The sequence below is a fragment of the Pseudomonas sp. NPDC089422 genome (genome assembly GCF_044749405.1).
Lineage (GTDB): Bacteria > Pseudomonadota > Gammaproteobacteria > Pseudomonadales > Pseudomonadaceae > Aquipseudomonas.
On sequence record NZ_JBIVHW010000013.1, the window covers coordinates 160,522 to 181,880 of the forward strand.

General features: G+C 64.8%; 21 protein-coding genes and 1 pseudogene. 9 read left to right on the forward strand and 13 right to left on the reverse strand.

Features of this window, described 5'->3' with window-relative positions:
• Positions 1-5 precede the first annotated feature (5 nt).
• A complete protein-coding gene (locus ACIPZ8_RS23070) occupies positions 6-977 on the reverse strand; it encodes an aliphatic sulfonate ABC transporter substrate-binding protein (protein ID WP_400727998.1) in 972 nt (323 codons plus the stop codon).
• A gap of 192 nt (positions 978-1,169) precedes the next feature.
• Between ACIPZ8_RS23070 and ACIPZ8_RS23075 the strand changes: the two genes are divergently transcribed.
• The gene (locus tag ACIPZ8_RS23075; RefSeq protein WP_400728000.1) at positions 1,170-2,048 is read left to right on the forward strand and encodes a hypothetical protein; all 879 of its coding nucleotides are present in this window, start codon (positions 1,170-1,172) and stop codon (positions 2,046-2,048) included.
• Here the strand turns inward: ACIPZ8_RS23075 and ACIPZ8_RS23080 are convergent.
• The 9 genes from ACIPZ8_RS23080 to ACIPZ8_RS23120 form a co-directional block, all read right to left on the reverse strand.
• Positions 2,045-2,929, reverse strand: coding sequence for a DMT family transporter (locus ACIPZ8_RS23080; RefSeq protein WP_400728003.1), 885 nt, complete (start codon positions 2,927-2,929; stop codon positions 2,045-2,047). The genes ACIPZ8_RS23075 and ACIPZ8_RS23080 overlap by 4 nt on opposite strands.
• Positions 2,930-3,048: 119 nt before the next feature.
• Entirely contained in the window at positions 3,049-3,711 is a 663-nt protein-coding gene (locus ACIPZ8_RS23085; protein WP_400728006.1) for a class I SAM-dependent methyltransferase, read from the reverse strand.
• 27 nt (positions 3,712-3,738) lie between these two features.
• Positions 3,739-4,560, reverse strand: coding sequence for a phosphatase PAP2 family protein (locus tag ACIPZ8_RS23090; RefSeq protein WP_400728009.1), 822 nt, complete (start codon positions 4,558-4,560; stop codon positions 3,739-3,741).
• Positions 4,561-4,562: 2 nt separating this feature from the next.
• A complete protein-coding gene (locus tag ACIPZ8_RS23095; RefSeq protein WP_400728012.1) occupies positions 4,563-5,240 on the reverse strand; it encodes a histidine phosphatase family protein in 678 nt (225 codons plus the stop codon).
• Between the two features lie 157 nt (positions 5,241-5,397).
• Positions 5,398-6,603 (reverse strand): MFS transporter, encoded by a 1,206-nt coding sequence (locus ACIPZ8_RS23100; protein WP_400728015.1) that lies wholly within the window; start codon positions 6,601-6,603, stop codon positions 5,398-5,400.
• Positions 6,604-6,676: 73 nt separating this feature from the next.
• Positions 6,677-7,723 carry a heme-dependent oxidative N-demethylase family protein gene (locus ACIPZ8_RS23105; protein WP_400728018.1) on the reverse strand — a complete coding sequence of 349 codons (1,047 nt, stop codon included), beginning with the start codon at positions 7,721-7,723 and terminating at the stop codon, positions 6,677-6,679.
• Between the two features lie 17 nt (positions 7,724-7,740).
• Positions 7,741-8,709, reverse strand: coding sequence for a PDR/VanB family oxidoreductase (locus ACIPZ8_RS23110; RefSeq protein ID WP_400728021.1), 969 nt, complete (start codon positions 8,707-8,709; stop codon positions 7,741-7,743).
• Entirely contained in the window at positions 8,706-9,311 is a 606-nt protein-coding gene (locus ACIPZ8_RS23115; protein WP_400728024.1) for a dimethylamine monooxygenase subunit DmmA family protein, read from the reverse strand. The genes ACIPZ8_RS23110 and ACIPZ8_RS23115 overlap by 4 nt, the downstream gene beginning before the upstream one ends.
• Positions 9,312-9,453: 142 nt before the next feature.
• A complete protein-coding gene (locus tag ACIPZ8_RS23120) occupies positions 9,454-10,878 on the reverse strand; it encodes a gamma-aminobutyraldehyde dehydrogenase (protein WP_400728027.1) in 1,425 nt (474 codons plus the stop codon).
• Between the two features lie 216 nt (positions 10,879-11,094).
• Here ACIPZ8_RS23120 and ACIPZ8_RS23125 point away from each other — a divergent pair, with 216 nt between their 5' ends.
• The 5 genes from ACIPZ8_RS23125 (at position 11,095) to ACIPZ8_RS23145 (ending at position 15,263) form a co-directional block, all read left to right on the forward strand.
• Entirely contained in the window at positions 11,095-11,844 is a 750-nt protein-coding gene (locus ACIPZ8_RS23125; protein WP_400728030.1) for a FadR/GntR family transcriptional regulator, read from the forward strand.
• Positions 11,845-11,886: 42 nt separating this feature from the next.
• The gene (locus ACIPZ8_RS23130; RefSeq protein WP_400728033.1) at positions 11,887-12,633 is read left to right on the forward strand and encodes a cache domain-containing protein; all 747 of its coding nucleotides are present in this window, start codon (positions 11,887-11,889) and stop codon (positions 12,631-12,633) included.
• 489 nt (positions 12,634-13,122) lie between these two features.
• Positions 13,123-14,319 carry an MFS transporter gene (locus ACIPZ8_RS23135; protein WP_400728036.1) on the forward strand — a complete coding sequence of 399 codons (1,197 nt, stop codon included), beginning with the start codon at positions 13,123-13,125 and terminating at the stop codon, positions 14,317-14,319.
• Positions 14,320-14,373: 54 nt separating this feature from the next.
• Entirely contained in the window at positions 14,374-14,574 is a 201-nt protein-coding gene (locus ACIPZ8_RS23140; protein WP_400728039.1) for a DUF1289 domain-containing protein, read from the forward strand.
• Positions 14,575-14,627: 53 nt separating this feature from the next.
• Complete coding sequence (locus ACIPZ8_RS23145) at positions 14,628-15,263, forward strand: LysE family translocator (protein ID WP_400728042.1); 636 nt, start codon at positions 14,628-14,630, stop codon at positions 15,261-15,263.
• Between the two features lie 24 nt (positions 15,264-15,287).
• Here ACIPZ8_RS23145 and ACIPZ8_RS23150 read toward each other — a convergent pair whose 3' ends face one another.
• The 3 genes from ACIPZ8_RS23150 to ACIPZ8_RS23160 all read right to left on the reverse strand — a co-directional run bounded on the left by ACIPZ8_RS23150 (position 15,288) and on the right by ACIPZ8_RS23160 (position 18,836).
• Positions 15,288-16,589, reverse strand: coding sequence for a nitrate/sulfonate/bicarbonate ABC transporter ATP-binding protein (locus ACIPZ8_RS23150; RefSeq protein ID WP_400728044.1), 1,302 nt, complete (start codon positions 16,587-16,589; stop codon positions 15,288-15,290).
• A 9-nt stretch (positions 16,590-16,598) separates the two neighbouring features.
• Entirely contained in the window at positions 16,599-18,320 is a 1,722-nt protein-coding gene (locus ACIPZ8_RS23155; protein ID WP_400728047.1) for an ABC transporter permease, read from the reverse strand.
• Positions 18,321-18,653: 333 nt separating this feature from the next.
• Positions 18,654-18,836 (reverse strand): DUF2986 domain-containing protein, encoded by a 183-nt coding sequence (locus ACIPZ8_RS23160; RefSeq protein WP_400728050.1) that lies wholly within the window; start codon positions 18,834-18,836, stop codon positions 18,654-18,656.
• Between the two features lie 124 nt (positions 18,837-18,960).
• On the opposite strand from ACIPZ8_RS23160, the pseudogene ACIPZ8_RS23165 reads away from it, so the two are divergent.
• The 3 genes and pseudogenes from ACIPZ8_RS23165 to ACIPZ8_RS23175 form a co-directional block, all read left to right on the forward strand.
• Positions 18,961-19,332: pseudogene (locus tag ACIPZ8_RS23165) on the forward strand (tetratricopeptide repeat protein); the annotation flags it as partial.
• A gap of 180 nt (positions 19,333-19,512) precedes the next feature.
• Positions 19,513-20,406 (forward strand): LysR substrate-binding domain-containing protein, encoded by an 894-nt coding sequence (locus ACIPZ8_RS23170; protein WP_400728053.1) that lies wholly within the window; start codon positions 19,513-19,515, stop codon positions 20,404-20,406.
• Positions 20,407-20,507: 101 nt separating this feature from the next.
• Complete coding sequence (locus ACIPZ8_RS23175; RefSeq protein ID WP_400728056.1) at positions 20,508-21,212, forward strand: SDR family oxidoreductase; 705 nt, start codon at positions 20,508-20,510, stop codon at positions 21,210-21,212.
• Positions 21,213-21,359: the final 147 nt, after the last annotated feature.

Here is a 21,359-nt window from a genome sequence, read left to right on the forward strand (position 1 = left end):
CCGGGTCACGGCAATACAGAAGCCGGGTAGATGGCATCGGCCACCTGCAACTTGTGCGGGATCAGGCCCAGGCCCTGGAAGGTATCGGCCAGTTTCTGCTGCTCGGCGACGATCTGCGGGGTGATGGCCACGGCGTTATAGTTGCGTCGCTCGCTGGCCACCTCCAGCACATTGGCGCTGATGCCCAGTTGCGGAGCCAGCAGCGCCGCGACTTCGGCAGGCTTGGCGTTGGCCCACTGGCTGACCTTGCCCAGCTCGCTGAAGAAGGTCTTCAACAGGTCGCGGTGCTGATCGGCGAAGGCGGCGGTGGACAGGTAAAAGGTGCGGTTGTTGGTCAGGCCGCTGCCATCGCGCAAGTTCTTCAGGCCAGGCTGGCTTTCGGCCGCAGCGAGGAACGGGTCCCACAAGGTCACGGCCTGCACGCTGCCCGATTGCAGGGCGGCGACGGCATCGGCGGCGTTGTTGACATAGGCCGGGGTGATGTCCTGATAGCTCAGGCCGGCCTGCTCCAGGGCCACCGCCAGCAGGTACTGGGCGTTCCAGCCGCGGCCGGTGGCCACGCGCTTGCCTTTGAGGTCCTGCACCGCAGTGAGGTGATCCTGTTCGCGCACCACCAGGCCGATGCCGCGTGGGTAGGGTTGTTCGGCAGCCAGGTAGACCACCGGCTTGCCGGCGGCCTGGGCGAATACCGATGGCGCGTCGGCAGCGTGGCCCAGGTCGATGGCGCCGGTGCTCAGCGCTTCGAGCAGTTGCGGGCCGGCGGCGAACTCATGCCAGCTGACGTGCACGCCTTGGGGCGCCAGGGCCTTTTCCAGCGCGCCGCTGCCTTTGAGGATGTTGATGCTGTTGAACTTCTGATAACCGATACGCAGGGTCTTGGTGTCTTCGGCGAAGGCGCTGGACCAGGGCAGCAGGCTGCTGGCGACAGTCGCCAGGAGGCCGCCGACGAGCAGGCGGCGCAGGGGGGAGAAGGGCATGGGTGTCGCTCCTTGAACAGGCTGGGAAACGGTGTACCCAGCCTAAGGAGGTGGCGTTTGGCTTTCAATTTTTTAATTCCATTTGGTTAGAATGTTTTGTTCTTTTTATATCATTTTGTGTTTGAGTGGTCTGATGACGACATTTCCACGTCCTCTTGCTAGGATTCGGGCCAATTTCAAGGAGCCCCGTTCATGCCCATCTTGCGTCGGCGCAGCACCCGTATCGCCCTGGCGGCCACCACCGGACTGGTGGCCGCCACCTTGGGTTTTTTCGCCTGGCAATCGTTCTACCCGGTGCAGGCCGCCAGTGGCTGGCGTGTCGAGGTGCTGCACCGCGACGTGGCCAAGGCCGCTTCTTTGCTGCCCCAGGCCGACGGCAGCCTGCTGGTCAGCCGCGAGCTGGATGACGGCCAAGGCAGCATTCTCAAGATCACCGCCGGCGGCGACCGCGTGGTGCTGATCGACAACCTGTCCAAGCCCGATGGCATGGTCGCGGCACAAGGTGGCTGGGTGTTCAGCCAGGAAGGCGGCCAGGCACCGGTCAGCCTGGCCCGCGATGGCCAGGTCACCCACCTGTTCGATGGCAACAGTGTGCAGGGGCTGTGGAACGATGGCGATCACCTGTACGCCATCGAAGACCGCAAGGGCAACGGGCGCCTGATGCGTTATGACTGGGCCAGCGGTCAGCTCGAGGTGCTGCGTTCGGGGCTGACTGAAACCGAAGGCCTGACCCGCTGCGCCGACGGCCGCCTGCTGTACACCGAGAAAGGCACCGGCATCGTTCGTGCGTTGTCCGACGACGGTAAAGACCCGGTGGTGGTCGAGGGCCTGCGCCATCCCACCTTCCTGATGTGCGACCAGCGCGGCCTGTGGATCAGTGAAGACAATACCCACCGCGCGCGCCTGCTGCGGGTGGACGCCGAAGGTAGCCAGCACGTGGTGCTGACCTTCCTCAAGGCGCCGCAGTCGATCATCGCCGATGGCAAGGGTGGCTACCTGCTCGCTGAAGGCGGGCGCAATCGCGTGCTGCAATTGACCCCGCCTGCCGACGAGGCCTCTGCCCAGCGTTAACTGGGCAGGCGGCGCTTGCGCCCTGGCAGCAGGCCCAGCACCAGCAGGCAGCCGAGCAGGATCACCAGGCCGCCTGCGGCCTGCAGCAGGCTCAGGGCTTCGCCGAGGAACAGCGCGCCGACCAGCACGGCCACCAGGGTGACGACGAACTCGACGCTGATGGCGCGCGTCGCACCGATACGTGCCACCAGGCCGAAGTACAGCACGTAGGTGGTGGCGCTCATCACACTGCCGCTGAGCGCCAGGTACAGCCAGTCGCTGGCCTGCGGCAGGGTCGGCACCGGCACTACCAGCAGCAGTGGCAAGGTCAGCAGACCGCCGGCCAGGAACGCGCCGCCTGTCACGGTCCACGGGTCCTGGCCGCGCAGGTGCAGGCTGGCGTAGTTGCTGCCGAAGGCCGCGCACACGCAGCCGAACAGCGAAGCGAGGCAGCCGTGGATGAAGTCCTCGGTCACCGCCTGCGCCGGGAAACCCACCAGCATGACCATGCCCAGCAGGCCCAGCAACAAGCCGACCAGGCCTTGCGGGCTGATCTTCTCAAGGCCCCAGACCCGGCCGATGACCATCGAGAACAGCGGAATGGTGGCGACGAAGATCGCGGCCATGGCCGTGCCGATGCGCGGGGTGGCATAGGACAGGCCGATCAGCTGCCCGGCGACGGTAGTGGCGCCGACCACCAGCAACGGCTTGAGCAGCGGGCGCAGGCGCAAGGTCCGGCCCAGCAGGGCGGCGAGGATGGCCAGGGTGCCGCCGGCGATGAAGGCGCGCAGGCTCACCGCGCCGACCCAGCCAAAGGCGTGCACCACCTTGAGCACCACCAGGAATGAAAAGCCCCAGGCGATGGCCAGGAACAGGTAGGCGGCGATATCGCGCGGTTGCATGGGGCAGGGTCCATCCAGAAAGGAGGGCGCAGGCTAGCGGGTTGTTGCAAAGGTTTTCAAGATTGATGTCGCCTGATCCGGCCTCTTCGCGGGTAAACCCGCGAAAGGGCCAGAACAGATTAACCGGCAACCATCAGCAACGACTGCGGCACCGGGCTCTGCGGGTGCTGCGGCTCCTGCAGGCTCAGCAACCTGAACCCCGCCATGTCCAAGGCATTCAGCCAGCTGGCCAAGGTCCGGAAGTACCACGGCATTGGCCGCCATTCTCCGGCAAAGCCCGCAAACGACTCCTCGCGCCAGCCGTCCTGATAGTCGCCGCCTGCCACGCTCCACGGGTGCAGGGTCTGGATCACCAGCACGCCAGCGGGCGTCAGCAGTGCTTTCATGGCCGTCAGTAATGGGATGATGTCTTGGTGCAGCAGGGCGAAGTTGGCGCAGATCAGCTCATAGCCACTGCCGATATCCACTTCACCTTCGGCCAGCTGCGCATAGCTGGCCTGGTACACGTGTGCCGAGCCTGCGGCCCGCGAAGCCTCGACCAGCGCGGCGTCGCCATCCACGCCAGTCACCTCGATGCCGCGATCGGCCAGCGCCCGCAGCAACCAGCCCTCGCCGCAGCCCAGGTCCAGCACCCGCTCGGGCTGTCGCCCGAGGACCGCCAGCAGGATCGCCTGGTCGGTGACCTGCTGGCGGCTCTCGATGGCGCCGCCTCGTACCACGTCTATCCAGGCCCGGGCGTTGTGCCGCCAGCTGTGCAGCAGGGCGTCTTCGGGGGTGGTCATGTCGCAGTTCCTGAGCAGTGGGACTGCTCAAGCATAGGCGTTCGCCGACGTCTTGTCCGAGCGTGCCCGGGCAGGCGCCTGAAGCGCCTCGCGCCCGTAGAAGCCCAGCGCGGTGGCCCAGGTGGTCAACCACACGAAAATCCCGGCCCAGAAGGTATGCGACATGTAGTGCCAGCCTTGCAGCACGCGGGTGGTGCCATAGACGAAGCCGATCAGCAGAATGGCCACCAGCAGCTTGCGCGCATGCTGCCAGCGGTAACGCAGCGCCACGAAGTACAGCGCCAGCAGGGTGAAACCGCTGGAAGCGTGGCCGCCCGGCCAGCAACGACCCTCACCTGCCTTGCTGAACCAGCGGAAGTTCTCGTACCACTCCACGTGCGCCTCGGGGCCGCCGTAGAGGGTGGTTTCCACCGGGCAATACACGCTGGTGTGGCTTTTAAGGTAATGGATGACCGTGGTGCTCAGGGCAAATGCCACCACCACGAACAGGAAGTCGCGGCGATGACGGCTGGTAAAGCGCAGCACCGGGCTGATTCTGGCGGCGTTCAGGCCGCGGGTGATCAGCGCATCGGGGTGGTTGGCCAGGCGGGGCCAGATGAACGACAGCAACGAGCCGATGATCGCCGCCTCGCCGGTCCAGTTCGGCAGGATGCGCGGCCATTTGTGGGTCACTTTTTCGAACAGCTGGTCATGCAGCAGCGGGAACTGCCCGCTGACCGGGTCGAGCAGCAGGTTGCTGATCCAGCGGTCCAGCGTGGTGAGGTCGAACAGCAGGAACGTGATCGCTGCCAGCAACAGCGGCATTAGCAGGTTGTTGACGTAGAACGAGGTGCGTGAAGAAACGGGCATGCTTACTTCCCTGTCTTGCTGTTGAGTGTCTGCCATTGGTTGGCGTTGAGTTGCCCGAGCAAGTGTGCCTTGCCGTTGCTGTCTTTGCTGATGAACAGCGCACTGGCATAGCCGGCAACGCGTTCGCCACCCGCTACGCGCAGCTGCCGTTCGAGGTGGTCGATGCAGCCGCTGTGGGTGACCAGCACCAGGTTGTGGCCCTCGCGCTTGTGCGCCAGGGCTGCGTTGGCAAAGGTGCTGTCACAGCGCGCCAGCCAGTCCTGGGTTTCGGTGGCCTTGCCGAAGACGAACGACGCCGTCTGCTGGGTGCGGACTTCCGGGCTGCTGAGGATATCGGCATTGGCCAGGCCCAGGCGGCGGATGCCGTCGCCGACGGCGGCTGCGGCCTGGCTGCCGTCCACGGTGATGCCGGCAGGGTCGCCAAGGCAGGCATGGTTGGAGCGGTCGCAGCGTTCGGCATGGCGGATCAGGACAATCACCTGGCCGCTGTTCCAGGCGCTGTAGACGCCCTGTTCGCTCATCAACTGCGAGCTGCCCAGGTTGGTGACATGCGCACGCAACACGTGCCAGAGGCCGAACGCCGTGAAGGCCAGCAACAAGGCCAGCAGCCAGGCAACAGGCAGTTTCCGGCGTTTCAGGCGCAGAAGGCGCGGGTGCGTCGCAATTACATTTTCCAGCATGCTGCCACTCCGAGGACAAGGCTGGCAGCACCTTATCCTCGGCTTTGTGGCCCAATAGTGAAGCGAATGTGAAAATTGTCTTATCCCTGCCAGCCGCCGCCGAGTGACCTGCCGGTCCGCAGGTGAGTCGTGACCTGGCTTGCGAATAGCGACCGAATCAGGCTGTGGCGGCAACCGGCAACGATAGCTGCTCGCGGCGAATACTGGCCAGCGGCACTGCCACCAACAGCAAGGTCAGTACCACCGTCACGCCGATGCCCCAGGCCGCCAGGCTGAAACCACCCAGCGAAATCAACCCGCCGGAGATCGCCGGGCCCACCGCCAGCCCGAGGCTCAGGAAGCTGCCGGCGGCAGCCACCACACGGCCCTCGCGGTCCAGCGCTGCAGCCAGGCCAGTGAGGTAGCTGAGGGCGTAGAAATAGGTGATGCAGATGGTCATCACCCCTGCGGTGTACAGGGTCTTGGAGTGCTCGCCCAGTACATAGCTGAGGCTGGTTGCGCCCGTCAGCAGGATCGCCAGGATCACCGGTGTGCTCATGCCGAAGCGCTTGCCGACCATGGCTGCGATCAGCGGCCCGATCAGGCCGACGAACGACTGGAATGACAGCAGCACGCCCAGTTCATCGCCGCTGTAGCCGACCATGGTGCCGATCCGCTCGACAAACGCCCAACCCATGGTGTCGCGGGCCTGGAACACGAACATCGCCAGCATCATGCAGATCGCCGGCAGGCTCAGCAGGATATTGCCTGCCCCTGGCTTGCCGGTTGCTGCCTGAGGTGACGGTTCGGCAACCGCTGCGCGCTGCACCATCGCCGGGATGGCCAGCAGCATTACTGCCATGGTCGCCGCCATCGCGTAATACAAGCCGTGCAGGCCGTGGCTGGCCATGACCTTGGCATAGCCCAGCATCACCACGATCATCAGCACTACCGACAGCACGTTCATGTGCCCGGCGACCCGGTCCGGGTGCTTGGCGCTGGACACGGCGGCGTTGCCGCAGGCCAGTGCCAGGCCGGCGCCAATACCCGCCACGCAGCGTACTGCCGCAAGTGCGTAGAGGCTGTCGACATTGGCACTGAGCAGGTTGGCAGCAATCGCCAGCAGGGTGCCGGCCAGCGCCAGGGTGCGCCGCGGTGCGCGGCCCATGAACGGTGCGACCAGCAGCGAGGCGAGCATGGTGAAGCCGAATTCGGCCGACATCAACAGCCCGGCCTGGGCTTCGTTGAGTTGCAAATCGTGAATGATGGCGCTGATCAGGAACGGCAAGGCCCACAGCCCGAGCAGGCCGACGCCGTAGGCAGACGCGGCGGCGGAGAATACCAGGCTCCAGCTCTCGGGCAAGCAGTGTTTTATTGTTTTCATTGGGGTAACCCCTGAATGGCAGGCACAACGTTGGGTAGACGCGCGCCGGTGGTCGGCGCGCGCAGGGTATGGGTTACTGCTGGCTTTCGTCGACCGGGGTGCCGTCGTCATACTGCGACAGCCAGCTGACCATGGCATCGCGGTAGCGGGTGAAACCCTTGTAGTCGACCAGTTGCTGGTCCAGGTCGCGGATCACCCGGTGCATGCGCTTGGCCCACTGCGGCGCGAATTCGGCCAGTTCCTGCAGGCTGACCAGGTAGGTGCGTACCGGGAACAGCACGGCGTTGCTGCGCGGCAAGCGGTGCAGGGGTTGCAGCTCGATGCGCAGGTTGACCCGTTCACCGGCGTTTTCGGCGGTAATGGTGGTACGCTCCGGGGCCCAGTCGGGCAAGGTTTCAGCGGAGGTTTCCAGGCGCGGGTCAACGGTGATCGACCAGTTGGTGCGGCGCACCGGGTGACCCGGGCGCAAGCGCAGGAGGAACTTCAGTGCCCGTTGCAGGATGCCCATTTCATGCAGCTTGGGTACCGGGCCGTGAAACTCCATGAAACTCATGCCGAGGTTGAAGCGCAACGAATAGTCGGCGCGCTGAGTGGCCATGCCGGCGCCCATCACCAGGGTGTCGTCACGCTCTTCGAGGAGAATGAACTCGCCCTGGGCCTGGCGAGTGATGTATTCCATCGGCTCCATCGGCAGGGTGCTGGTGTCGCCGAAGGTGAAGGTCTGGTCGATCTGCAACGGGCGGTTGATCCAGTGCCACTGGCTGCCTTTCTTCTCCAGGGTGAAGTGCTCGGGGTAGTCGCGCGAGTACGACTCCATCAGCAGCTCCAGCAGGTCCCACTGGGCCTCCATCATGTGCGGCAGGGCGGCGTAGTGCACGCCCGGCTGGCTGTCGAGGGTGTGCGCACGGTGGTGGCACTCGGAGATGTAGTGCTCGTCGATGTCGAACTGCCCGCGCAGCGCGCCGGTGCCGAAAGGTACGTGCGGCTCGACGTTCATCGAGTACATGTACTGGTCTTCCGGGTAAGGGAAGGGCAGGCGCAGCACGGCTTCGCGGCTGTTGCTGTAGGTGTGGCCCTGGCCTGCGTCGGCGTAGGATTCGATCGGCTTGAATACGGTCATGTTGTTGTTTTCCTGTCTCAGAGGTCTACGACCAGGCGGCTGCAGTTGGCGCGGGATACGCAGGGCATGAATTTGCGCTTGCTCAGTTTGTCTTCCTCGCTGAGCCAGTCATCGCGATGGTCGAGCTCGCCATCGAGGTCCAGTACTTCGGTCTCGCAGTAGCCGCAGGCGCCGCCGCGGCACAGGTAGGGCACCTTGTAGCCGGCCTGTTCGGCAGCCTCGAGCAGCGACTGTTCGGCCGGTACTTCGATGGTCACGCCCTGGCGTGCCAGGGTGACGCTGAACGGCTGGCCGCTGGAGCCTTGCTCGACGAAGCGCTCGTAGTGAATGTGGCTGTCGGTCCAGCCCAAGGCGTGGGCGCTGTCGAGGGTGTCGTCGATCATGCTGTCCGGGCCGCAGACATACACGTGGCTGCCCAGCGGGCGGCCTTCGAGGATGTGGCGGATGTCCATGCGCGCATCGACGCCTTGCACGTACAGCTGCACGCGCTCGCCGTAGCGTGCCTGCAGCTCCAGGCCCAGGGCGGTGTGCTCGGGGCCGCGCACGGCCAGGTGCAGCTCGAAGGCGGCCTGCTTGAGTTGCAGTTCTTCCAGTTGCGAGTAGACCGGGGTGATGCCCACGCCGCCGGCAATGAACACGTGCTGGCGGGCATGCTTGGCCAGCGGGAACAGGTTGGCCGGCTGCAGGATCTGCAGCAGATCGCCCTCAGCGACCCGGTCATGCAGGTAGCGCGAGCCGCCACGTCCGTCGCTGACCCGGCGCACGGCAATCTGGTAGGCGCTGGAGTCGTAGGGCGAACTCATCAGCGAGTAAGCGTTGCGGTGGGTCTTGTCGCCGTCTTCGAGCACCACCACCACGTGGCTGCCGCCGGAAAACGCCGGCAGGTGCTTGCCGGCCGGGTCGACCAGGGTGAAACGGGTGATTTCCGGGGTGAGCGCTTCGATGCGGGCGACGCGCACGCTGAGGGTGCCGTTGTGGGTGTTCATGTGTCGAGCTCCTCGGCTGCTGGCAGTTCGCCCGGGACTTCGCCATCGGCCTTGATGCCCTGGAAGGCGGCCAGGCGGCGGGAATAGTGGTCGCGCACCACCAGGTCGAGCTGGCAACCGGGGCAGCTGAACACACGCTGGGTGACGTTCTCGGTGTAGGTGTCGCAGTGCGCGCACCACACGCGGCGGACCAGGGTGCCGCTGTGTTCGCGCAAGACTTCGTCACGGTTCAGGTCGACCGCATTGGCGGCCTGCATGGCGGTACCGATGAAGCTTTCCGAGCCGCTGAGGTACAGGCGCGTGCCCATGTGGGCCTGACCCAGGCGTTCGCGCAGGGCGGCGATCAGCGCCTGGTTGCTGGGGAACACGTCCAGCCCGGCCGCTTCTGCGGCTTGCAGCGCCTGCAGGTGGTCATGCCCGGAGAATGACTCGGTGGAGTAGAGCAGGGTGCTGTGCGCGCGCTGCGCGGGGGACATGTCCGCGATCAGGCGCAGCATGGCCGCGCCGCCGCTGCCCTGGCCCGCGATCAGGTGGCGCAGGCCGCCTGCCATGGGCCGCAGCTGGTCGTAGAGCGGGCGGCTTTTGATGCCGGTGATAAGCATGGTGACACACCTCGTAAGCCCGACCCCCCCGGCTTGTGCCGGAAGGTAACGTTGACGGCTGTTTCAGGCTCGGGCATGGGCGGAAGCAGAACCCATGCCATATTGCCTATGGTTTTATATGTTTTATGACCAAAGTCGACAATCAGTGCTTGAACATCACGTGGCGCACGCAGGTGTAGTCTTCCAGGCCGTACATCGACATGTCCTTGCCATAGCCCGACTGCTTCATGCCGCCGTGGGGCATTTCGCTGACCAGCATGAAGTGCGTGTTGACCCAGGTGCAGCCGTATTGCAGGCGTGCAGCCAGGCGGTTGGCGCGGCCGACGTCGCGGGTCCAAACCGAAGAGGCGAGGCCGTAGTCGGAATCGTTGGCGTAGGCCAGGGCCTGGGCTTCGTCGGTAAACGGGGTGATGCTGACCACCGGGCCGAACACTTCGCGCTGGACGATCTCGTCATCCTGGCGGGCATCGGCCAGCACGGTCGGCGCGAAGAAGAAGCCGTCGCCTGCACCCCGATGGCCGCCTGTGACCAGGCGGATGTGCGGCTGGGCCTTGGCGCGCTCGACGAAACCTTCGACGCGCTCCAGGTGCTCGCGGGTAATCAGCGGGCCGAGCTCGGTTTCGGGGTCGTCCTGCAGGCCCATGCGCAGGCTGGCCACGGCTTCGCCCAGTTTGCTCACGAACTGCTCGTAGACGCCTTGCTGGACATACAGGCGGCAGGCTGCGGTGCAGTCCTGGCCGGCGTTGTAGAAGCCGAACGCACGGATGCCTTCGACGGCGGCATCGATGTCGGCGTCGTCGAAGATCAGTACCGGCGCCTTGCCACCCAGCTCCATGTGAGTGCGCTTCACGCTGCTGGCGGTGCTGGCGATGATCCGTGCGCCGGTGGCCACGGAACCGGTCAGCGACACCAGGCGCACCTTGGGGTGGTTGACCAGTGGTTCACCGACGCTCGGGCCACGGCCGAAGAGGATGTTGACCACGCCAGCGGGGAACAGTTCGGCCATGATCTCGCCCAGCGCCAGGGCGGTCAGCGGGGTTTGCTCGGAGGGCTTGAGCACCACGCAGTTGCCGGCGGCCAGCGCGGGGGCGAGCTTCCAGGCGACCATCATCAAGGGGTAGTTCCACGGCGCGATGGAGGCGACCACGCCGAGCGGGTCACGGCGAATCATCGAGGTGTGGCCCGGCAGGTATTCGCCGCCGGCCGAGCCCGACAGGCAACGGCTGGCGCCGGCAAAGAAGCGGAACACGTCGGCGATGGCCGGGATTTCGTCGTTCAGCGCCGCCTGGTACGGCTTGCCGCAGTTCTGCGACTCCAGGCGAGCGAGGGTGGCGGCTTCGGCTTCGATGCGGTCGGCCAGCCTGAGCAGCAACTGGGCGCGGTCCTTGGGTGCGGTTTGCGACCAGCCGACGAAGGCCTGGTCGGCGGCCTGTACGGCAGCATCCACCTGGGCAGCGCTGGCTTCGGTGATATTCACCAGCACCGTGCCTTCGGACGGGTTGTAAACGGCGTACGGGCTGCCTTGCCCGTCGACCAACTGGCCGTTGATCAGGAGTTTGGTTTGCATGGCGGATTCCTTGGTCGGTCTTATTGGTAGAAATCTAAACCTATGAAACCATATCTTAATATTTTTAGTTTGCCAACCACTGCGAAAATCCACTTCCAGACGGTAGAATGGCCGGCAAATCGGTATCGGGCGCTGGCCCGTTCGCTATAAGATGCGAAACTGAACCTTTTAGCCGAGGCCCGCGCCCCGCCCGGCAATGCTCGATAGGGAGAGGCAATGACTGCCCTGAATAGTGCTCGTAACACCGCCTTCATCCGGTTGCGCCAGGAAGGGCGGACCGATGAAGTGGCGCGCCGCCTGATGGAGGCGATCGAGCTGGGGATGTTCGCAGAGGGGCAGCAACTGCCCAGTGAGTCGGAACTGGCCCTGCAATTGGGCGTCGCCACGGTGACGTTGCGTGAAGCGCTGGTGGTGCTGCGCCAACGTGGCTTGATCGAGACCCGACGCGGGCGCAATGGCGGCAGCTTTGTCTGCGCCCCGGTGGAGTTGCCCGAGGCGCTGCTGCTGCAACGCCTGCGCGACATGAGCGGCCCCGACCTGCGCGACCTGGGCGATGAGCAAACGGCGATTTCCGGCACGGCGGCGCGCCTGGCCGCCAAGCGCAGCTCGCCGGAGCAGCAGGCACGTATCGCCCAGCATATCGAAACCCTCAGCCAGGCCGGTTCGCGCCTGGCCCGGCACCGCGCCGATGCACGATTTCATATCGAAGTGGCCGCCGCTGCCCAGTCGCTGCGCCTGACCAGCGCGGAAATGCGCTTGCAGTCGGAAGTCGGTGAACTGCTGTGGATGGAGGCCGCTGGCGGCGGAGACGTGACGGTGGTCGAGCACGAACACCGGGCCATTCTCGAAGCGCTGGTCGCCGGTGATGCGGTGCTGGCCGGCGCCTTGGCCGAAGCCCATGTCAGCCGTGGCATCAAGCGCCTGATCAGCCTGCGTCTGGAGCTGCTGGCCGACGGGCAGGACTGAGCCGTCCATAACAACAAAGCTGTACCTGCGTGAGGTAATGCCATGTTTGCCCTGAGCGACAATGACCCGCTGTCAGCCTGTGCCCAGCAGCTGGACCACACCCTGGGAACCATCTTCGGCCAGGTCCGCCAGCTGGTGGAAGAAACCCGAGCGCTATGGGAACGGGTGCTGGCCGAGGGCCGCCAGCCTTGCGCCAAGGACCTCGCGACCCTGCGCCCGGCCATCGACCAGCAATTGCTCAGCACCGGTGCCTTTGGCTGTGGCGGCGGCATCATCGTCGAGCCCAACGGCCTGGCCGACCGCGAGATGCACCTGGAATGGTGGTACCTGGCCGACGGCGGCAAGACCCTGCCGCTGCGACCGAACTTCGATCGGCGCCGCGAGAACTACTACGACTACACCGGAATGCCCTGGTACAGCCGGCCGATGAAGACCGGCAAGAGCGTGGTGGAAGGACCGTACGTGGACCTGTACGGCACCAACATGTACGTGCTGACCTTCACCATGCCGATCGAAGTGCGGGGCCGCTTCATCGGCGTGGCCGGGCTGGACCTGTCGTTGCACAACGTCGAGCGCCTGCTGGTGCGCAGCCTGATGCGCCTGGAGCATGAGGCGGTGCTGATCTCGGCGGACGGGCGGGTGATTGCCTCGAACACGGCGAACTGGATGGTCGGTGACCTGGCCCAGGCCTTGTTGAACACCCTGCCGCGCGATGGCATTCGCCTGGCGCTGGCCGAGTCCGAGGCGGGGTGGTCATTGGTGCGGTTGCCGGTGCTCCGGCGTAAATGATCGGCTGTCGCTTGGGCCAATGTTCTGAGTCTGCAGCGCTTTACTCCGGTGTTTTCATACCAAAGCGACAAATACCCCGTGATAAAAATCAGGTCCGACCCTCATGTCAGCCAGTTAAGCGTGTGAGGGCTGGCAGCGGGTTCGCCGTTACCCTTTTAGCGCCTGTGAGATCGAGCGCCGCCCGCGCGGCGCATCGCAGGCAAGCCTGCTCCTACATCTGTTTCGGGCCAGTTGCACCTGCACCATAGCGCGCGAACGCCTTGTTTGTTCACCACGAGATCGAGGCATGCGCCAAGGGGTCGCGCGCGAAGGCAACATGAACACTGGCCCGAAACAAATGTAGGAGCAGGCTTGCCTGCGATGCGCCGCGCGGGCGGCGCTCGATCTCACAGGCGCTAAAAAAACAACGGCGAACACATACCAGCCCCAACACTCCAACTGGCTGGCACAAGGCCTGAACCCACTCGACAAAAACAACCGGAATGCCCGATGTCGGCAAGTCAACCACCCGCCAATGGCCTGTTCGCCACCTTTTGCCTGAGCAGCTACCTGCTTTCGCTGTCCTACGGCACCACCTTTCTGCTGGCCATGACGCTGCGCGCACACGGTGCCAGCGAAGCCGATGCCGGGACGGTGATTTCCGCCGCCATGCTCAGCACGTTTCTGGCGGTGATCTTCTCCGGCCACCTGACCGACCTGATTGGCGCACCCAAGGCCGTGGCCGGTGGCGCGGTGTTTCTTGCCATGGCCTGCCTGAGCTTTGCCGCCGCCCCCGGGTTCGGCACGGCCATCCTGTTGGGTGGCCTGCTGCTGGGCTTCGGCTGGGGCCTGTTCTACACGTTGGGGCCGATCATCGTGGCGATGCTGATCGAGCCGGCACGGCGGGTCAAATACTTTGCCTTGCTCTCGGGCAGCATGATGACCGGCATCGGCACCGGGCCGTTGCTGGGGCGTGCGGCGCAGGCGTTGGGTTACCCGGTAGAGGCAGCCTTCGTCGCTGCAGCGGCGGCCAGCCTGCTGGGTGGCGTGATGTTCCTGCTGATGGGGCCGCGCATGCAGCAGCTGAAAACCGGCGCCGTCGCGGTATGCAAGATCACCCCGGCAGCCACCCGTGCGGTGCTGTCTTCCAAGGCCGCCTTCGCCATCCTCATGGTTGGCCTGGGGGGCGCAATCTTCGGTGGGCTGTCGAGCTTCCAGACCTCTTACGCCAGCGCCAGGCAGCTGGACTACTCGCTGTTCTTCCTGGGTTTCATGTCGGCTGCGATCTCCTGCCGGCTGCTGATTGCCGGTTTCATCGTCAAGCGTGACCCGTACCGCATGGCCTGCCTGCTGACGGCATTGATGGTGCTGTCGGTGCTGATGTTCCTGTACGGCGTCGACAGCGCGGCGGCCTACGTGCTGGCGGCAGTGGTACTGGGTATCGGCTATGGCCTGACCTATTCGGTGATAAACGGCCTGGCAGCCAACGAAGCGCCCAGCGGGCAGACAGCGCAGTCGCTGGTGCTGTTCAGCCTGGCCTATTTCGTTGGTGTGTTCGGTTTCCCGCTGCTGGCTGGCAAGGTCATCGTCCAGGCAGGCATGCCGGCGCTGCTGCAATTGCTGCTGGTGATCGCCCTGGCCAACTGGTCGATCACCGTCGGCCGCCTGGTCTGGCGGCGCCTGGGCGGGCGTGCCGTGGCAGCTTGAGTATGCCCGGCTGCTGCCACAGGGTATGATCCGCTGCCGTGATTGGAGCCCGCCATGGCCAAAGACATCGAAAACCCCTGCGTCTCGCTCTGCCAGCTCAACAGCGAGCTGTGCGTGAGCTGCGGCCGCACCCGTGAGGAAATCCGCAAGTGGCGCGGCATGAAGCGCCCGGAGAAGATGGCCACCGTGCAACGCGCGGCCACGCGGATGAAGGCCATTGCCAAGAAGAACACCAAGCGCCAAGGTAACGACTGAAGCCGCTGCGCTTGTGTAAGATGCACGCTTCGAAACCTTCCCGAGCCTGCCGCATGGATAGCCACTCGCTTCTCGCCTTCACCCTGGTCGCTGCAATCGCCATTGCCAGCCCAGGGCCCGCCACCCTGATGGCCATCAACAACAGCCTCGCCCACGGCCAGCGCAGTGCTGTGTGGTCATCACTGGGCAATGGCACCGGCCTGTTCTGCCTGTCGGCGGCAGCCATGCTTGGCCTGGGGGCGTTGCTGGCCAGCTCCGAGATGCTGTTCAACGCGGTCAAACTGATGGGTGCGGGCTACCTGTTCTACCTCGGTGCCCGGCAGTTGCTCCAGAAAAGCCCGATGCTGGTGGATCAGGCGGCGGCGAAGGTGAACAAGCCGAACCCCTTGAAGTTGTACAAGTCGGCGTTCCTGACCGCCGTCACCAACCCCAAGGCGACCCTGTTCTTCACCGCGCTGTTCCCGCAGTTCATCGATCAGGGCGCAGCGTTGCTGCCGCAGTTCCTGACCCTGACCGGGATCTTCGTGGCGTTGTCGCTGACCTCGTTGAGCCTCTATGCCGCGCTGGCTTCGCGGGCCAAGGGTGTGCTGACCCGGCCGGCGCTGTCGCGTTGGGTGAGCCGGGTCGTCGGGACGACCTTCATCGGCTTTGGCGCAGCAATTCTCACCATGCGCCGCCAGGCCGGCTAACACATCCCAAGCCTCACGCCGCAATCAGTGCTCGCCCGTGATCTCCCGCGCAAGGGTCAGGCGGCGCGTGTGGAAGTCGTACTCATAGAGTTCGGCATAGCGCCCCCACTCGATGGCCACCTTGAGCACGCGCTCGGCTTCCTCGGCGTCCATGTACTCCGTCAGCCGGTCGAGCACGGTCTTTTCCAGCAGGCCGGCGGGCTCCAGGTGGAGGCTGTCGAGGATGTAGCTGATCAGCGAAACGCGCCCCTTGCACTGACGCGCGAACAGGTCCTGGCGCCGTGCCTGGCGAGCCGTCACGTAGTTGCGGCCCTGGCGTGTGAGGCGGATGTCGCCCTCGATCACCTGGGCGAAGCCGAGCAGACCGAGGGCCTCGTAGATCGGGAACAGCACCTCGTCGGGCAGCGCGGTTTCCTCGGCCAGGTGCGGCAGGTCGGCCTCGCCGTTGAAGGGCTCGCCGGCCATGAGCTCGAGCACGCTCTCCATCCGCGCGATATCGGCGTCGGGCAGCCGGTAGCCCAGCTCCACGGCCGGCGGGGCACCGGCGGCGGCGATGGCTTCGGGGCCTTGGGTCATGAGCGCGTAGACCTCGTCGATCAACGCGCGGACCTGCGCAGAGTCGGCATTGCGCGGACGTGGCAGGTCGATGTGCAGTTCCGAGCGCACCCGGCCTGGGTCGCTGGAGAGGATGAGGATGCGGTCGGCCATCATCACCGTCTCTTCGATGTTGTGCGACACCACCAGGATGCTGCGGGTGGTGATGCGCTGTTCTTCCCACAGCTCGAGCATGTCGTCGCGCAGGGTTTCGCCGGTGAGCACGTCGAGCGCCGAAAAAGCCTCATCCATCAGCAGCACCTCGGGGTTCATCACCAGGGCGCGGGCGATGCCCACGCGCTGGCGCATGCCGCCGGAGAGTTCGCGCGGCAGGGCGCCGCCGAAGCCGGCCAGGCCGATCAGCTCCAGTGCCGCGTTGGCCAGGCGCTCGCGCTCGGCTGCTGACACGCCCTGGGCTTCCAGGCCGAGTTCGACGTTCTGCTGCACGGTCAGCCAGGGGAACAGCGCGAAGGTCTGGAAGACCATGGCCACGCCGCCCACCGGGCCGTGGATTGGCAGGCCGCGGTAGTTGACGATGCCACGGTCGGCGCCGACCAGGCCGGCGATGATCCGCAGCAGGGTCGACTTGCCCGAACCGGACCGGCCGAGCAGCGCAACGATCTCACGCTCGCGCAGGTGAAAGTCGACGCCTTCGAGGATGGTCCGCGGGGTGCCGTCGGAGGCCTGGAAGGCCTTGCTCACGCCCTTGAGTTCGATCAGCGTTTGTTTCATGGCAGGTCCTCAACGACGGTTTTCGGCGAGCAGGTAGAGCCGGCGCCAGAAGAAGCGGTTCAACAGCATCACGAAGATGCACATGACGCCAATGCCCAAGGCAATGCGGTGGAAGTCGCCGGCGTCGGTCATCTGTTTGATGTAGCTGCCCAGGCCGTTGGCCACCAGCGAGGTATCGCCCCAGCTGACGTACTCGGCGACGATGCTGGCGTTCCAGGAGCCGCCGCTGGCGGTAATGGCGCCAGTGACGAAGCTGGGGAATACCGCCGGCAGGTAGACGCGCTTCCATTTCAGCCAGCCGCGAAGGCCGAGGTTGTCGGCGGCCAGGCGCAGTTCATAGGGAATGCTCGCAGCGCCCGCGACCACGTTGAACAGGATGTACCACTGGGTACCAAAGACCATCAGCGGGCTGAGCCAGATGTTCGGGCTGAGCTGGAAGTGCACCAGCACCATGACCACCAGCGGGAACAGCAGGTTGACCGGGAAGGCGGCGAGAAACTGCGCCAGCGCCTGGACCTTCTGCGAGTAGCGGGGGCGCAGGCCGATCCAGATCGACAGCGGCACCCACACCAGCGAGGCGAGGCCGATCAGCAGCATCACCCGGCACAGGGTGATCAGGCCCAGGCCGAGCACGTGCAGGGCCTCGCCCCAGCCGACGTCCTGGTGCACGAACAGCCCCAGGCGCAAGAATGCAAAAGCGCAGGCCAGCACCAGCATCACGTCCCAGGCACGCGGCCACCAGCTGGGCAGGCGCAGCCACTGGCGTCGCGCCACGGTGCCGTCGTGGCGCTGGGCGAACCAGCCCATGGCGTTCTGGAAACCCTTCGCCAGTTGCTCGCTGACGGCGCTCAACCAGCGGCTGCGGCGGGCAAAGCCAAGTACCCAGGAGCGCTGCGCGGTGTCGCCCTGGGTGTCTTCGAAGCGGAAGCGGTCGGCCCAGGCCAGCAGCGGGCGGAAGAACAGCTGGTCGTACAGCAGGATGCCGGTGAGCATTGCGCCGATGGCCCAGGCAATGGCGCCGAGGTTGCGCTGGTCGATGGCCACGGCGATGTAGGAGCCGATGCCGGGCAGCTTGATGTCCTGCCCGGCCACCGAGATGGCCTCGGCGGCGACCAGGAAGAACCAGCCGCCGGACATCGACATCATCATGTTCCACAGCAGGCCGGGCATGGCGAACGGCAACTCCAGGCGCCAGAAGCGCTGCCAGGCCGAGAGGCGGAAGATCCGCGCAGCCTCGTTCAGTTCCGGCGGCACGGTGCGGAACGACTGGTAAAGGCTCAGCGCCATGTTCCACGCCTGGGAGGTGAAGATGGCGAAGATCGCCGCGCATTCCACGCCCAGCAGGTTGCCCGGGAAGAGCGCGATGAAGGGCGCGATGGCAATCGCCTGGAAGCCCAGGATGGGCACCGACTGCAACACGTCCAGCAGCGGGATCATGGCCTTCTCGGCGGCGCGATACTTGGCCGCCAGCGCGGCGAAGAGGAAGGCGAACAGCAGCGAGAAGCCCAGCGCGATGAACATCCGCAGGATGGTGCGCATCAGGTAGTAGGGCAGGTTGACCGGGTCGAGGGAAATCGGCAGCGCCTCACCGACCACGAACGGCCGGCTCATCTGCATGGCGCCATAGGCGGCGAGCACCAGCAATACCAGCACCAGCGGCAGGAGGATCCAGTCCCAGCGATTGGGCGCGGCGTTACGCAGGCCTGGCGACGGGGTGAACAGGCGGGCCATGATCAGGTCTCTAGCGTCAGGGGCTGGGAAGGGCAGGTGTCGCCACGTGAGCCAGTATGGTTCAGTTGGCTTGCAGGTCAATGGCAGTGCCAGTCGCAAGCAACTGGCAAAAAGGCGGCAAATGCCTGAGAAACATTAAGATTTCTTTAATCGCCACTGACTGGGAGGGCGGTGACGAGGCATACGGTCAATACGGCAGGGGGGCGTATGCCGCTGGGCCAGCAACTGCGTATACGATCAATCCCGCCGTCATGAAAAGGAATTCACGAAAATGGATAGATCTTTCTTGATGAAACAAGCAGACGCAGCGTCGGTGGTGGTACGGGCCGAGGCTCAGGCGATTGCCTGGGCCGTTGGTGTGTCTGAATCGTTCGGTACAACTGCCGCTTCAGCGTCAAGCTTCAGCCGGTCGGCCTTGCTGATGTACCTGGGCTTGTTGCTCTTGGGCGCCAGCTTGGCATTGGCTTTTTTCTGGTGGGCCTTGAGCAGCTGTTTGAGTTTCTTCTGGCGGTTCATTGTCCATCTCTGATGTGCAGCGTCGGTCGCGCATTGTACCTCGGGAACTTCATCCTGCGGGCCCGGTCTGTAAGCTCTCGCCAACATCACCTGGCGCTTCCCGGACCTGTTGAGTGCCCATCCCATGCCAAGCCAGCGCCTGCTGCCAGCACTGCTCCTGTTGTTCAGCGCCGTCACCTGTCAAGGCGTGCTGGCGGGTTCATACTTGGCCCCGGTGCGCAGCAACAAGGCCTCGACCCAGCTGATAGAAGCCGCCTCGCGGCAATATGAAGAAGGCAAGCTGGACCAGGCCGCCGCCACGCTGGAGCGTGCGCTGCAGATCCAGCCGAACAACCCCGCCACGCTGCACTACCTGGGCGTGTTGCGCCTGGAGCAGGGGCAGTATGACCAGGCCGAAGTGCTGGCGGTGCGCTCCAACCAGCGCGTTGGCAGCAACACCGCGCTGCGCAATCGCAACGTCCAGTTGATCCAGGCCGCGCAGAAGGCCCGGACTTCGACGGCGGTATCCGTGGCCGACAAGACCCGGTGAGTCTTCTGCACCCACGCCGTCGCGCTTTACTGCCTGTTCCGGTGCCGCTCTGAAGAAACCGTGTCGAAGGATTGCGAAGGGGATACCCCGGGTGCGGTTGAAGCGTGATAGCCTCGGGAGACCTTGGCCGATAGAAAATCCATTCCCATGCCTGCTGGTTTCCCCGGGTTGCCGTCACTCAATGCGCTGCGCGTGTTCGAGGTGGTGGCGCGTCAGTTGAACTTCCGCCTCGCCGCCGAAGAGCTGGGCGTGACCCAGGCCGCAGTCGCCCAGCAGGTGCGCGGGCTGGAAGCCAGCCTGCAGGTGCGCCTGTTCGAGCGCCTGCCGCGGGGCGTTGGCCTGACCGATGCCGGGCGTGGCTATGCGGCGAGTATCCGCAGCGCCCTGGGGATGATCGACGAAGCCACCCGGTTGCTGCGCCCGGCGCCGTCCCAGCTCACGGTCAGCGTGACGCCTACCTTTGCCTCGAAGTGGCTGATTCCAAGGCTCGGCCACTTCGCCGAGGCCCACCCTGACATCGATCTGCGCCTGCTCGCCACCGATCGCCTCTCGCATTTCCATACCGATGGCGTCGACATCGCCGTGCGCTACGGGCAGCCGCCGTTCGGTGGCGGGCTGAACGTCGAGTTGCTGATGGAGCAACGGATCGTCGCGGTGGCGAGCCCGGGATTGTTGGCTGAAATGGGCAGGCCAGAGAGCTTTGCCGCCTTGCAACGCTTTGTCGCCTTGCACGATGGGCACAACTTCTGGCCGCACTTCACGGCCGCCTTCTTTCCTGATCATCCGAAGCCGACGTCAAAGAGTGTGCGCTTCAACCAGACATCGCTGGCCATCGACGCCGCCATTGGCGGGCAGGGCATTACCCTTGCCAGCCACGCCTTCGTCAAGGCTGACATCGCTGCGGGCAGGCTCGAGCAGGTGTTCCCCCAGCAGCTGCGGCTGGACAAGGCGTTCTACCTGGTATGGCCACGCAAGGCACAGGAGGCGCCAGCACTGGGCCTTGTCAGAGGGTGGCTCAAAAGCCAGGTAGGCGATAGTTAATCTACTGCCTCTACAAGCATTGCCTGCCTCCCTCATTCAGCGGGTGGCTGCTAGTGTGATGAAACTTGCAACAGCACGGTTCCATTACTCCAGGAGGCAGCATGTCTGTAGAAAAAGTAGCAATCATCACTGCGGGTGGCAGCGGCATGGGCGCTGCAGCGGCACGTCGGTTGGCCGCTGACGGCTTCAAGGTCGCCATCCTGTCCTCGTCGGGCAAGGGTGAGGCGCTGGCCGCCGAACTGGGTGGCATCGGCGTCACCGGCAGCAACCAGTCGGTCGAGGACCTGCAACGCCTGGTGGATGCGGTGGTCGAGAAATGGGGGCGCATCGACGTGCTGGTCAACAGTGCCGGGCACGGCCCGCGCGCGCCGATCCTGGAGATCAGCGACGAAGACTGGCACAAGGGCATGGACACCTACCTGCTCAATGTCATTCGCCCGACACGGCTGGTGACGCCTTACATGCAAAAGCAGAAGGGCGGGGTGATTATCAACATCTCCACCGCCTGGGCCTTCGAGCCTGTTGACCTGTTTCCCACATCAGCCGTATTCCGCTCGGGGCTGGCCGCTTTCACCAAGATTTTCGCCGACCAGTTCGCTGGCGATAATGTGCGCATCAACAACGTGCTGCCAGGCTGGATCGACAGCCTGCCGGCCACCGAGCAGCGCCGCGACAGCGTACCGCTCAAGCGCTATGGCACCAGTGAGGAGATCGCCGCCACCATCGCTTTCCTGGCCAGCGACGGTGCTGGCTACATCACTGGGCAAAACATCAAGGTCGATGGTGGCGTGACGCGCAGCGTCTGAGCAGGTTATTGGGGGAGGGTTGTAAGTGTTCGGCACGAGGCCCAGATGCCAATTTTACGTTTTGCGACAATTTTTTTACATTTGTCGTTATAACGTTACGCCGCTCGTCACCGGTGGCCGTCAGCTCCTTCGGCTCATGACTTGCGA